General features: G+C 29.8%; 15 protein-coding genes. 8 read left to right on the top strand and 7 right to left on the bottom strand.

The genetic code is table 11. The annotated features are described in order from the left end of the window. Nucleotides 1-154: 154 nt before the first annotated feature. From SVN78_04645 to feoB, 3 genes are read right to left on the bottom strand one after another with little or no spacing between them, the layout of a single operon-like run. Entirely contained in the window at nt 155-592 is a 438-nt protein-coding gene (locus tag SVN78_04645; GenBank protein ID MDY6820893.1) for a SoxR reducing system RseC family protein, read from the bottom strand. Further along, the gene (locus SVN78_04640) at nt 570-794 is read right to left on the bottom strand and encodes a FeoA family protein (GenBank protein ID MDY6820892.1); all 225 of its coding nucleotides are present in this window, start codon (nt 792-794) and stop codon (nt 570-572) included. Before SVN78_04640 ends, SVN78_04645 begins: the two co-directional genes overlap by 23 nt. Nucleotides 795-807: 13 nt before the next feature. Beyond that, nucleotides 808-2,739 (bottom strand): ferrous iron transport protein B, encoded by a 1,932-nt coding sequence (feoB, locus tag SVN78_04635; GenBank protein MDY6820891.1) that lies wholly within the window; start codon nt 2,737-2,739, stop codon nt 808-810. A gap of 124 nt (nt 2,740-2,863) precedes the next feature. Between feoB and thiM the strand changes: the two genes are divergently transcribed. Continuing rightward, nucleotides 2,864-3,619 (top strand): hydroxyethylthiazole kinase, encoded by a 756-nt coding sequence (gene thiM / locus SVN78_04630; protein ID MDY6820890.1) that lies wholly within the window; start codon nt 2,864-2,866, stop codon nt 3,617-3,619. Nucleotide 3,620: 1 nt separating this feature from the next. Here the strand turns inward: thiM and SVN78_04625 are convergent, their stop codons facing one another. Both SVN78_04625 and SVN78_04620 read right to left on the bottom strand, forming a co-directional pair. Continuing rightward, nucleotides 3,621-4,037, bottom strand: a complete 417-nt coding sequence (locus SVN78_04625) for a hypothetical protein (GenBank protein MDY6820889.1) — start codon at nt 4,035-4,037, stop codon at nt 3,621-3,623. After that, entirely contained in the window at nt 4,034-5,194 is a 1,161-nt protein-coding gene (locus tag SVN78_04620; GenBank protein MDY6820888.1) for a 4Fe-4S binding protein, read from the bottom strand. The genes SVN78_04625 and SVN78_04620 overlap by 4 nt, the downstream gene beginning before the upstream one ends. A gap of 113 nt (nt 5,195-5,307) precedes the next feature. Here SVN78_04620 and SVN78_04615 point away from each other — a divergent pair, with 113 nt between their 5' ends. The 6 genes from SVN78_04615 (at nt 5,308) to SVN78_04590 (ending at nt 11,545) form a co-directional block, all read left to right on the top strand. Beyond that, nucleotides 5,308-6,468, top strand: coding sequence for an aspartate aminotransferase family protein (locus SVN78_04615; GenBank protein MDY6820887.1), 1,161 nt, complete (start codon nt 5,308-5,310; stop codon nt 6,466-6,468). Beyond that, on the top strand, nt 6,465-7,406 hold the full coding sequence (argF, locus tag SVN78_04610) for an ornithine carbamoyltransferase (protein MDY6820886.1): 942 nt from the start codon (nt 6,465-6,467) through the stop codon (nt 7,404-7,406). The genes SVN78_04615 and argF overlap by 4 nt, the downstream gene beginning before the upstream one ends. Continuing rightward, nucleotides 7,399-8,613 (top strand): argininosuccinate synthase, encoded by a 1,215-nt coding sequence (locus SVN78_04605; GenBank protein ID MDY6820885.1) that lies wholly within the window; start codon nt 7,399-7,401, stop codon nt 8,611-8,613. Before argF ends, SVN78_04605 begins: the two co-directional genes overlap by 8 nt. After that, nucleotides 8,613-9,458 carry a glycine--tRNA ligase subunit alpha gene (locus SVN78_04600; protein MDY6820884.1) on the top strand — a complete coding sequence of 282 codons (846 nt, stop codon included), beginning with the start codon at nt 8,613-8,615 and terminating at the stop codon, nt 9,456-9,458. Before SVN78_04605 ends, SVN78_04600 begins: the two co-directional genes overlap by 1 nt. Nucleotides 9,459-9,548: 90 nt before the next feature. Further along, the gene (locus SVN78_04595) at nt 9,549-9,842 is read left to right on the top strand and encodes a hypothetical protein (protein ID MDY6820883.1); all 294 of its coding nucleotides are present in this window, start codon (nt 9,549-9,551) and stop codon (nt 9,840-9,842) included. Between the two features lie 38 nt (nt 9,843-9,880). Then, nucleotides 9,881-11,545, top strand: a complete 1,665-nt coding sequence (locus tag SVN78_04590) for an EAL domain-containing protein (GenBank protein ID MDY6820882.1) — start codon at nt 9,881-9,883, stop codon at nt 11,543-11,545. A gap of 16 nt (nt 11,546-11,561) precedes the next feature. On the opposite strand, the gene SVN78_04585 is transcribed toward SVN78_04590, so the two are convergent. Together SVN78_04585 and SVN78_04580 are read right to left on the bottom strand one after the other, a co-directional pair. Beyond that, nucleotides 11,562-11,813: a hypothetical protein gene (locus tag SVN78_04585; protein MDY6820881.1), complete on the bottom strand. Its 252-nt coding sequence runs from the start codon at nt 11,811-11,813 to the stop codon at nt 11,562-11,564. After that, the gene (locus SVN78_04580; protein ID MDY6820880.1) at nt 11,810-12,772 is read right to left on the bottom strand and encodes a lytic murein transglycosylase; all 963 of its coding nucleotides are present in this window, start codon (nt 12,770-12,772) and stop codon (nt 11,810-11,812) included. Before SVN78_04580 ends, SVN78_04585 begins: the two co-directional genes overlap by 4 nt. Before the next feature lie 89 nt (nt 12,773-12,861). On the opposite strand from SVN78_04580, the gene rpe reads away from it, so the two are divergent. Then, entirely contained in the window at nt 12,862-13,509 is a 648-nt protein-coding gene (gene rpe, locus SVN78_04575) for a ribulose-phosphate 3-epimerase (GenBank protein ID MDY6820879.1), read from the top strand. Nucleotides 13,510-13,585: the final 76 nt, after the last annotated feature.

The raw sequence follows: 13,585 nt of genomic DNA, 5'->3' as shown, positions 1-13,585 counted from the left end.
TGTCTGAGCCGTCATAGGGGTAGTCATTTAGAATAATGAGCACCTTTTTGGTATTGCTTGCCTCTTCCTTGCTATAAAGGAAAGGTTGAAAAAATAAGGTTAATAGTAAAATTACAATTAATTTCTTTTTCATATTGCCTCCTTTCTTATTAATTTAATTTTTATTATTATTGGTTAACTTTCTAATTTGTAAATATTTAAATTGAGGCGTTTTTTTATAAATAATGTGTAATATAAAAAAATATAGAATTAATACAAATATTGTTGATATTGCTGTTAATAAATCGTTAATTTGAAATTTTTTCATAAAAAGGGCAGTAATTAATACTATTACTATTGGTAACATATAAATTAAAAAAGTTGATTTAAAAAGTTTATTTGAGCTTGTTTCAACCTCTATTATATCCCCAGGTTGCAGATCAAAGTTTTTATTAATATCAATGATCTTAATATTGCTATTTTCATCTAATGGATTACACATTGATTTGCTTGGGCAGTTTTTACATATATTATAATTGTCAATTTCAATTAATGCTTTTTCCTCATTTATGATCTCAATAATTTTAGCTCTATGTGTTAATTTCTTTGACATATATATGCCTTGCTAGATATTTATCTATTGCAAATAGTGTGTTCGATAATCTAAATACTATGAGTGGTTTAGTTTTTACTATTGCAATTTCTATTCCAGGTAATAAACCAAGGGAACATATCTTTTTAAAATTATTTTCATTATTAGCATCTATTGCGTCTATAATATAGATTTTATTAGTCTTACATTCATTTAAGGTCATTATTGTTTTATCATTATATAATTAATGAGAGTACCCAATTAACGATTATTCCGCCCAGAAAAGCGGTTGGTATAACTGTAATAAATATAAAAATTGCTGTTTTTAGCCCTCTTTCTTTTATTGTTACCAAAAATTGAGCTATACATGGCACAAAGAGGGTCAATATAACACAAGATACCACAATTTGTTTCAGTGTAAGTAGATCTTTTATGTCATATAAGCCTGCTATGCCAAAGTCTCTTCTAAAAAATCCGTATAGAAGTACTTCACCTATTTTCGGGGGTAGGCCTGCTAACATTGCAGGATAAGATAAAATATAAGTGAAAAAATCAAATATATGGGCAATTTTACCAATCCATATAAGGAGGCTTGCAAGGATAAACAAAGGTAGAACCTCTAAAAAATACCATTTTAACCTATCATAGGTCTTTAAAAGTATATTTTTAATGTGGGGTATCCTAATTGGTGGAACTTCCATAAAAAAAGTTGGCAATTCTCCTTTAGTATATTTATTTAGAATACTGCCTGAAATAACTAGTATTATAAGTATTGTTAAACCCCAAATTGAAAGTGCTAATGATGAATCTCCTAAGATAGCAAGAATTACACCAATTTGAGCAGAGCATGGTATAGTTAGGGCTAGTAAAAAAGTTACAATATATCTCTCTCTAATAGTTTCTAATGTTCTTGTTACAACTACTGCCATAGTGCCACAACCTAAACCTAATACTAACGGAATAACAGATCTACCAGATAAACCAATTTTTTTGAATAAACCATCAAGCATCATTGACAATCTAACTAAATATCCAGAATCCTCTAAAATTGAGAAAAATATGAAGAATATTGCCACAATGGGTAGAACTATAGCTATTGCATATCTTATAGCTAATGTAAATATACCGTATTCACCAGCAAAAAGCTTGGTAATCTGATTATCACCTATAAAGTTTAGAAAGAAATTGTTAATGTATATGTTTATATTATCTTCATAGAAGCCTTCAATCCTATCAACTAGGAAACCTGCCCCAAATTGGCCTACAAATTTATAAAGCCCAATATATATGATTAATATTGCCAATAGGATGCCAAAGAAAGGATTGAGTGTTATGTAGTCTATAAAGTTGTTTATTCTATTTTTCTTTTTTTCTTTAACTGTTAAATGTTCCTTAAGTAGTTTATTTGCATATTCAAATCTTGTGTGTTCTATAATAATTCTCACATTAGCCGTCTGCAAGTTGTTTAATATATTAATTATCTCAGCATAATGTATCTCATTTTTTATCAGGTTTTTTGCATAACGATCTCCCTCTAATAGTAAAAGTGATAGTGCTCTCTTTGATATTGGATATTCATTTTGTAACAAACTTTTTATTTTACTAATATTTATTTCTACATCCTTTGGATATTTAAGGCTTAGGGTGGGGAATTTATATCTTTTTTCTGCGACACTTATGATTCTTGCTCTTAAATTTTTTATACCATATTTATTAATTCCAATTGTTTCAACTACAGGTATACCTAAATCATGTTCTAGATGTGAAACCTGAAGGTCCATATTATTTTTTTTAAATTCATCAATCATATTTAGTACTAATATAACAGGCAATTTTGCTTCAATAAGCTGTAGTGTTAATGGTAGTAAGCGGTCTATATTTTTTGCATCTATAACGTGAACTATAACATCAGCAGAGCTTTCAAATATTAGTTTTTTTGCGACATTCTCTTCTTCAGTAATAGTTATAAGATTATATAGCCCAGGGGTGTCAATAAGTGTAAGTTCATGATGCTCACCAACAGAAATCTTGCCATATGAATAGTCTACTGTTGTTCCTGGATAATTAGATACATTTGCATATTTATTTGTTAGGTTGTAAAAAATTGTGCTTTTACCAACATTCGGTGTTCCAACTAGGAGAACTTTATAATCTCTTTTACCTGTCATTTATAATTATTTAAATTTATACAAATCTACTCTCTATTACATTAATATTTTTTTAATTAAAGTAAATATGAAATTTGTTTTATATAGCTTGAATAAATTTTATTTATTATTAGAATGATGATATATGTTGGATATTAAGGATTATAGAAAGGTTTTAAGTATAATACGAGATGATAAGCCTCTAATACATAGCATTACAAATATTGTTGTAGCAAATATTACGGCAAATTTTGCTTTAGCACTAGGGGCCTCACCTATAATGGCTAGCTATGTGGGTGAAATTAGAGAGATTGTTACTATGGCCGATGTTTTGCTATTAAATATTGGTACAATTACAAAAGAACAATTTGAATCAATGAAAGTTGCCGCAAAGACTGCAAAATTAAATCATAAAAGGGTTGTGTTAGATCCTGTGGGTGTTGGTGTTTCAAAATTTAGATCCTATGTCACTCAATATTTTTTGGAAGAAGGATTAATTGATATAGTTAAAGGTAATTATTCTGAAATTTTAAAGATTGCAGGTGAAAGAATACAACAACGAGGTGTTGACAGTTGTGAACATGAAAGATCCAGGGTAGAGGAGGCTTTAGCCTATATCTCTAGGAAACATAATATCGTTGTGGCAGCAACAGGGGATATTGACTTTATCACCGATGGAGAAAACTATGAAAAGCTTGTTGGTGGAAATATTTTGTTAACGAAAATTACAGGGTCGGGTTGCATGGCAGCTATGTCAGTTGCAATCTTTTTAAGCAGGTGCCAACCATTTAAATCAGCAGTGTACGGGTTATATACAATTAAAACTGTCTCAAGTAGAATAGATGCAGATGGGCCTACTGAATTCTATACTAAATTTATAGATAGTATTTATAATTTATAAATTATATTTTAAAAAATTCCCTAAATAAAGCAAGTTCTTCCTTTTTATTATTTTCAACTAGAAAACCTGTAATAAAGGCTGGTGAAACATCTTCTAAATATGTTAATAGTTTTCCTGTGATTGACCAGTAGTGCTTTTGTTCTTTATTATATCTTATATTTAGCTCATTATAGGATAGATAAATTATATCTTTATATTTTTTCACTTTGTAGTCAAAATCTACGAGTATATCAATTTTATCATCTTTTTTGCTGCCATATATGTTGAAGGTGTATATTAGAGGATAGTATTGATGTTTAGGTAGTGTGAGAAAAGTGCATACTTTATAATCTGAGTTTTTAATTGAGGTATATAAAAGAGTTGATATTCTATGGGTTAAAAGCCTGTTTAACCCTATTAAATAGAGAGTATAATTCATTTTATTGCACCATAGGGGCATAATATTTTACATACCTTGCAGCCTACACAAAGGGATTCATCTATATTAACTGTATTATCCTCTATAAAAAGAGCTGGACAATGGGTTTTTGCAATACATTCTGGATATTTGCCCTTGTTTATACAAAGGCATTTTTTTCTCGTTACCTTAAGAGGTTTTTTCTTTAGTATGTTATTACAACTATAATCAAAAATATTTATCTCTTTATCTATTTTAGCATAATTTTTTTTATGCTTAATATCCATATTGTTTAAAAATATTATATTTTCACAGTTTAGTTCACTTTCGATTTCTGTTAAATTGCCAATGAAGAGTGAATGTTTATTATTTTTAATGCCTATAAAGTCAAATAGGGTGCATTTTTTTATTGAAAAAATATCTTTAATATCACCACAATCAATACTTGTATAGATTTCATCATATTGTAATTTTTTATTATTGTGAAGTATAAGAAAGGGACATCCCGGGCAGAGTATATTATCTAATTTGAATTTAAAATCTGGTTGTCTATATTTATCTTCTTCTAAGAAAACTTTAGATGAAAAATTGTAGTCTTTTTCATCATTTTCTCTTAATTGCGGAATATAATAAATGATATTATTATGTTTTTTCTTTAAGTTTTTAAAATCATCTTCTATGTCAATTAATCTATTTTTTAGTGATAAAATATCTATCCCATTTGTTTTATTTATTGTTGGTTTTATATATTCAAAGTTATAATCTATTGAAATGTTATTTTTGTTAAAGTTAGTTTTTATCTTCTGTGGAATAACTATATTTATTGGTAGCTTATAACTTCTAGATTTATATAAAGAAAACATTAGGGCATTCTCTAATTCATCTACCGAATTAATAATAATAGTTGGTATACTAATAAATGTTGCACTTAGTGTTATTAATATAAAGGAATTTTCTATTGTATAATCTATTAATGGTATATTAGGGGTGTTAAATAAAAATGCTAGTATATTATTCCCTCCAGTTGAGGCATTTTTCAATATAAGCATTGCTTTATTTGCGGGTAAGCCACTAAAAGTTACTTTGCCATTATAAAAGGGAAAATTATGTTCTTTATATATTATATTAAACTTGAATTTTGACTCAAATTCAACTAATAAGGACTCGAGAATTTCCATAGGGAGATTTTACAATTTGATTGAATAATTTGCAATGTAATTTAGATATTCTCTTTTTAATTGCAATTATTTAAATGATATGTTTAAATAGTTATTAAATTGGTAGGTTGAATATGGGTTATTTAGTTAATAATTATAATAGGTTTCCTTTTACCTTTGTGAGAGGAGATGGTTGTTATCTATATGATAGTTCTGGGGATAAATACCTAGATTTCACCTCTGGTATATCTGTTGTTAATTTAGGGCATTCTAATAGGGATTTAGCCAACATTATATGTGAGCAGTCAAAAAAGCTGATACATACTTCAAATTTGTTTTTAAATAAAGAACAAGAAGAGCTGGCAGGTTTATTATTTAAACATACTAATGAGGGCTTGGCCTTTTTTTGTAATTCAGGTGCTGAAGCAAATGAGGCAGCAATAAAATTAGCAAGAATATATGGCAATAGAAAGTATGACGGATTAAGATATAAAATTATTACAATGGAAAACTCATTCCATGGTAGAAGTTATGCTACTCTCTCTGCTACAGGTCAAAAGAAAATATGGGATGGATTTGAGCCTATTGCCAATTTTTTTTATCATATTCCTTTTAATGATTTTGATGCTTTTTATGAGGCAACTAAAAAGAATGATGTTGTTGCAGTGATGTTAGAGCTTATCCAGGGTGAGGGAGGGGTTGTTGAGGCAAATAAAGGCTATATTGAGAGACTTGTCAATTATTGTAATAAAGAGGATATAATAGTAATCATTGATGAGGTTCAAACAGGTATTGGCAGAACTGGTGAATTTATTTGTTCAAATTATTATAATATTAAACCCGACATAATTACCTTAGCTAAGTCTTTAGGCAACGGATTGCCAATAGGTGCTATGATAGCAAAAAAAGAGTATGCCGATTATTTCAAACCAGGTTCCCATGGAAGCACTTTTGGTGGTAACCACTTAGTTTGTAAAGTTGCCTCTGAGGTTGTAAAAAAAGTATCAAAGGATACCTTTTTAGCAGATGTTAGAATGAAAGGGGTTTATTTAAAGCGGGGATTAGAGAAGCTATTCTCTAAATATGGTGCCATTAGAGGAATGGGATTTATGTTAGGTGTCTATTTAAATGATATAAATGCTAATGAGTTAGCAAGTACTTGCATGTCAAAGGGATTATTATTAATTCCAACAAGTGGAAATACAATTCGAATATATCCACCCTTAAATGTTTGCAATGATGACATTGATAAGGCTTTAGATATTTTAGATAAATCTTTGAGAGGGTTTATATGAAAAATTCTTTTTTAACATTGGCAGATTTTAGTAAGGATGAGCTAATGGAGATAATTAATATAGCTATTATGCTAAAGGAGATGAGGAGAAAGAAGGTATTTAAAAAGTATTTAGAAAATGTTAAAGGGGCTTTTATATTCGAGAAACCCTCTACAAGAACTAGGATTTCTTTTGAGACAGGTCTTGTAGAGATGGGCGCCTATCCAATGATCCTAAGTAAAAATGATTTGCAGTTATCCCGCGGAGAGAGCATAAAAGATACAGCTAAAATTATTTCACTTTTTACTGACTTGCTAGTTATAAGAACATCCTCACATAAAAATGTCGAGGAGTTTGCAAAATATGCAGATATACCAGTAATAAATGCATTAACAGATAAATACCATCCGTGTCAAGTGCTAGCCGATATGCTAACAATTTATGAGATTTTTAATACCTTTGAGGGTTTGAAGATAGCCTATATTGGAGATGGCAATAATATTGCGAATTCTTTAGCAATCGCTTGTGCTATCTTTGGTTTATCCTTTTCTATAGCTACGCCTAAAGGTTATGAAGTTAGTAGAGATATTGTTAAGAAGGCTAAAGCTATTTCCAAAGATTTTAAATTATTTGAGACAAATAAACCTGCTGAGGCAGTAATTGATGCGGATATAGTTTATACTGATGTTTGGATAAGTATGGGCGATGAAGATAAACGTGAAAAAAGAATGCTTGATTTTAAGAGGTTCACTGTTAATAAAGAATTAATGGAGAAAACTGGTAAAAATAGTTATTTTATGCACTGTTTGCCAGCACATATAGGATTAGAAGTTGAGAGAGATGTTTTATATAGTGACAGGTCCTTAATTTATAGACAATCGGAAAATAGGTTGCATATACAAAAGGCATTAGTGTTAAAATTATTGCAAATAAATGTAGGAGGGGAAGATGATGGATGATAAAAGGGTGGTACTTGCCTATTCAGGCGGGTTAGATACCTCTGTTATTCTAAAATGGTTAACATTAAGGGGTTATGAGGTTATAGCATTTGTAGCTGATTTAGGGCAGAATGAAGATTTAAGTAAGCTTGAAGATAAGGCCTATTCAAGCGGGGCAACTAAATTTTACAAAGTAGATTTAAAAGATGAGTTTGTGAAGGATTTTGTATATGCTGCAATTAAATTTAATGCAAGGTATGAGGATAGGTACTTATTGGGTACTGCACTTGCAAGGCCTGTAATTGCTAAAGGGTTGGTAGAGGTAGCAAAAAAGGAAGATGCAAAATATGTTGCCCATGGGGCAACAGGGAAGGGTAATGATCAGGTTAGATTTGAACTATCAGTTGCAGCTCTTGCACCAGAATTGAGAGTAATAGCACCGTGGAGGGATCCTGAATTCTACAATAATATAAGAGGTAGAAAAGAGGCTATTGAGTTTGCAGAAAAACATAATATTCCAATAAAGGCAACAATTGAATCACCCTGGAGTACTGATGAAAATATTATGCATATAAGCTATGAGGCGGGTATTTTAGAGGATCCTAATAAAATTCCCCCAAAGAATATGTTTAGGTCTACTGTTGACCCAAAAGATGCTCCAGATAAACCAGAAGAGGTCAAAATAAGTTTTAATAAAGGTGAAGCAATTAAGTTAGATGGTATTGAGTATAAACCTTTTGAACTCCTTGATAAATTAAATAAGATTGCTGGCAGAAATGGCGTTGGCAGGATTGATATAGTTGAATCAAGATATGTGGGGATGAAATCTAGGGGTGTGTATGAGACTCCTGGTGGCACAGCACTTATGGTGTCACATAGAGAATTAGAGTCCTTAACTTTGGATGGGGGGCTAATAAATTTGAAAGATATTCTAATGCCACGCTTTGCTTCTCTTGTATATAATGGTTATTGGTTTTCACCTGAGGTTGAGTCCTTGATTGCCTTTGTCAATGAATCCCAAAAGTATGTAACTGGTGATATAAAATTAGAATTTTATAAGGGTAATATTAATATAATTGGCAGGGAGTCACCATATAGTTTATATAGTCAAAAAATTGCTTCTATGGATTATGACAGTGGAGTATATGATCAAGGAGATGCAACTGGATTTATTAACTTACATTCTATCCCTTTGAGAAGGAATGCTATGAGAAAAAAAGGATTATAATGTTATTTCAGGATATAATTTTAAATTTACTTAGCTTTTGGTCTAAAAATGGTTGCCTTGTTTGGCAACCCTATGATATTGAGGTTGGAGCGGGCACTTTTAATCCCGCAACCTTTTTAAGATGTTTGGGAGAAAAAAAATGGAATGTTGTATATGTTGAGCCCTCTAGAAGACCTACTGATGGAAGATACGGTGAAAATCCCAATAGATTGCAACACTACTATCAATTGCAAGTTATTATAAAACCCACAACCCCTAATGTAAGAGATCTCTATATTAATAGTTTAGAAATTTTAGGTATTAATTCTAATGAACATGATATCAGATTTGTAGAAGACGATTGGGAATCTCCTACATTAGGAGCGTGGGGGCTTGGTTGGGAGGTTTGGCTTGATGGGATGGAGATTACACAATTTACCTATTTTCAACAGGTTGGGGGTCTTGATTTAGATGTTATTTCCTGCGAAATAACCTATGGGCTTGAGAGGATAGGAATGTATTTACAAGGGGTAGACTCTGTTTTTGATTTAAAGTGGGACAATACCTATACTTATGGTGATGTTTATTATCAAAATGAGGTACAATTTTCAAAATATAATTTTGAGGTAGCCGACGTAAATATGCTGACCCAGCTCTTTAAGATATATGAAGATGAGTGCAAGAGGCTATGTGATTATAACCTAGTTTTGCCTGCCTATGACTATTGCCTAAAGTGTAGTCATACTTTTAATTTGCTTGATGCAAGGGGGGCAATATCTGTAGCTGAAAGGGTAAACTACATTGCCCGTGTCAGAAATTTGGCCAAGGAATGTGCAACAAAATTTAAAGAGTTAGAAGTTAGTTAATAATGTATTGCTATTTATTTAACATTTTCTATTATATGACGATATAATTGGAGTAGGTTAAACAATATCCATGTTATAGAGAGGTGGATTATGGCTGAAAATATTAATGTTATAAATAAATTTGGTGCAATATTACAAAATTTTATTAATAGAAGAAATGATATAGTCATAAGAAAGATATATGAGATAAATGATAAAGAAAGCTTTTCTATTTTACTTCATAGGTTGTCAAAGGTCCCCTGCTTAAAAAAGGCTAGTTGCGTAAATCAGAGTGATATTGATAAATTAAAAGAATTAATAGATGAAGATTTTAAAAAAACAAAGATAGAACTTCTCGTTAGGGCCTATGAGATATATTTAGATAAAAATTTTATTTTAGAATAGATATTTATATTATTTAATATAAATATAGGTGTATGTTTATGGATGAAGATATTTTCTATGAGATTTTTAATAATAGCCAGGAAGCTATTTTAGTATTAGATAATAATAAGAATATTATAGCAGTAAATAATACTTTTAGTAATCTAACTAATTATGGTAGGGATGAATTGATCAATAGAAGTATTTTTGATATTGAATTATTTGGTTCTTTTAGTCAAATATTAAAAAATGCTTGGGATGATAAGAAGAATGATGGGTATTGGGAAGGTGAATTGTTGTTAAACAAGAAGTTAGGTATATCCATACCTGTATGGGCAGAATTTAAAAAAACAACTAAAGAAAAAAATATATTATATATAATAACTGCTTTAGATATTTCTCATAAGAAGATGCTAGAGAATTCTTTGGACTTTTTAAGGAATTACGATGCTCTAACTGGGCTACCCAATAAGAATCTTTTAGATGATAGATTAAAGCAATCTATAGCAACTGCAAAAAGGATGAAGTTAAAGGTAGGTGTTCTATACATAGATATTGATAATTTTAAGCTTATAAATGACAATTTTGGCTATCCTGGTGGCGATATTTTGATTCAAAAATTTATAAAGAGATTACTTCCTGTAGTAAGGGAAACTGATACCCTTTCAAGAATTTCCTCAGATAATTTTGTTTTAATTTGCTTTGGTATCAAATCAGACAAAGAAATTCTAATTATTATCAATAGATTAAGAGAAGCGCTTAGAGATCCCTTTTATATTTATAATAATAGAATAACCATTACAATTAGCGTTGGAGCATGTTTATATCCAGATGATACAGAGGATCCATTAAAACTTATTAATTTAGCAGAATCTGCTTTAGAGAGTGCAAAAGAAATGGGTAGGAATACTTATTTACTATATAATACTAAAGATACAGTAAACATTGAGGAAAATTTTGCTATTTTATCGAGGCTTGGCGAAGCTTCTAAAAGGGATGAATTTGTACTCTATTATCAACCAAAGGTTTCTCTAAAAAGTGATAAGATTGTTGGTGCAGAGGCATTAATAAGATGGAATCATCCCACCCTTGGTCTCGTTTCTCCAATGAGATTTATCCCTTTAGCTGAAACTTATGGATATATTAAAGAAGTTGGCGAATGGGTTGTTAATAAAGTGTGTATGCAGTTATTATATTGGTCAAAAAAAGGGATTAATATTGAAAATATTTCAATAAATATTTCTCCTCTGCAGTTTAACGATAAAAACCTTCGATTATTTTTAGAAGAAGTAATTAATAAATATAATATAGAGCCTAAGAGATTGGAGTTGGAGCTAACTGAATCTATGATAATGAAAGATTTTAATATTAGTTTAGGGATTATGGAAGAACTAAAAAAACTGAATATCCTTTTATCGCTAGATGATTTTGGAACAGGTTATTCTAGTTTAAGCTATTTATCAAAACTACCTATAGATATTATAAAAATAGATAGATCCTTTGTTATGCGTTTAAAAGAAAATGAATACAATAGAAAGATAATAAATATGATTGTGCAGTTGACTAAAAGCTTGGATATTAAGGTTATTGCAGAGGGTGTTGAGACAAAAGAGCAGTATGATATTCTTAAGAGCTTGGGATGTGATGAATATCAAGGGTATTACTATTCAAAACCTATAACTTGTGATGATTTTGAACATTTATGGAACAATAATTTAAAATAAGTAATCCAATTAATTATTATAAATCTTGACAATCGCAGCAGTTAGAGGAACAACTGGAGCAATCTCTATTTAGATAAATATTCAACCACTCATTAAAGGAATTATTAACCCAGTTTCTGTCTAAGTCTGTTAGTTTATTAAAAGCTATCTCTTCTTCTTTCCTAAGATTATCTAATTTTGCCTCTAGATGAGTATCATTATATATCTCTGGATAATCTGAGATTAATATTAAATCTTTTTTCAGTTGTAATACCTCTTCTTTTTTCATTTTATTACCTCATTATATTTTTCTATTTTTTTTGCTAATAATATAATTACTAAGGCGTAGTTATTTGAAGGATTGTATTTTTTTAATACATGAAAATTCTTAAAAATAGCCCAGTAATTAACTTTATTGTCTTTATCCTCAGTTTTTATAACGCTACATTTAATATTTTTATTTATTGGTAGTGAAAACTTAATATTTAATTTTTTTAATCTGTTCACTGTAAAGCTTTTGTCTAAAAGGAGGGATTCATTATGTTTGTTAGGCACATATAGGAGTATTGCTGTTGGCATATTGTCCTGCCAACCGTGCTTTTTTAAAAAATTAGCTGTACTTGCCAGGCTATCAGCTAAAGATTTATCTAGATCAACCTGTCCGTTCCCATCATAATCATAGCCAAATGAAATTATAGAACTAGGCATAAATTGAGGCATACCTATAGCGCCAGCATAAGAACCCTTTATAGTATAGGGATCTATTTTATTTTTGTATGTATAATATATAAAATGCTCTAGTTCTCCTATAAAGTAGTTAGAACGCCTTTTATAATGAAAAGCAAGGGTTCCAAGAGCATCTAACACCCTTATATTTGAACGATGATCTCCATAATAGGATTCTACACCTAAAATAGAGATTAGTATCTCAGGCGAGACATTAAATTTGATTGAAATTTCATTAATTAGGTTTTTATGTTTATTATAAAAATAAATACCTTTTTTTATCATTTTTTCTGTTAAAAATAGCTTTTTATAGTAGCCCCATTTTTTTTCTTCTGCTGGTCTATTCATCAATTCTATAATCTTTTTATTATAAGTATAATTATTTAGGAGTTTTAGAGAATAATCTTTAGGTATATTATATTTTTCATATAGTTTATTTGCCATATCTCTTTTTACATCAGCTATTCCATTTGCTAGGCAGAGAAAAGAAAAGATTAAAATTAAAAATAGTGGCTTTTTCATAATTATCTAAAATGTATATTTAAAAAAAATTATTTCAATATTAATAAAACTATTGATTTAAATTATTCTGCTATTCATAATTAGATAAAATGGACAAAATTATAATTGCTCCTTCTATTTTAAGTGCAGATTTTGCAAATCTTGGCAAAGAAATAGAAAAGATTGATCAGGCAGGGGCTGATTGGATACACATTGATGTAATGGATGGAAAATTTGTACCCAATTTGACAATTGGACCATCAGTAGTAAAATCGTTAAGAAGATATACAGATAAGCCCTTTGATGTTCATCTTATGATTGAAGATCCTTTGCAATATATTGAAGAGTTTGTTGCTGCAGGTGCTAATATTCTAACAGTTCATATTGAATCATCAAAACATATTGATAGGGTTATAAATGCAATAAAAGACTTTAAAGTTTTAGCTGGTATTGCTATTAATCCGGCAACCCCAGTTTGTTTAATAAAGGATATAGTAGATATTGTTGATCTTGTTTTAATAATGGCAGTAAATCCCGGATTTGGTGGTCAAAAATTTATTAATTACTCATTGAATAAGATTCAAGAGGTTAGGGATAGTATTGGTGGTAAAAAGATATTTATAGAGGTTGACGGTGGTATTAATGCTAATAATGTTGAACATGTTGTCTCTTGTGGCTGTAATGTAGTTGTAGCAGGTAGTTTTATTTTTTCTAGTAACGAATATAAGAAGCAAATAGAAAAATTAAGGGTTAGATAGTTTACAAATAATTATCAATACAAAATTTTCTTAATGTATTTATATTAATATAGAAGTGCTTCATTAGATTAAGGGT

The sequence above is a fragment of the Deferribacterota bacterium genome (genome assembly GCA_034189185.1).
Taxonomy (GTDB): Bacteria; Chrysiogenota; Deferribacteres; order Deferribacterales; family UBA228; genus UBA228.
The sequence above is the reverse complement of the archived record's forward strand: the minus strand, read 5'-3'. Positions and strand labels throughout refer to the sequence as shown.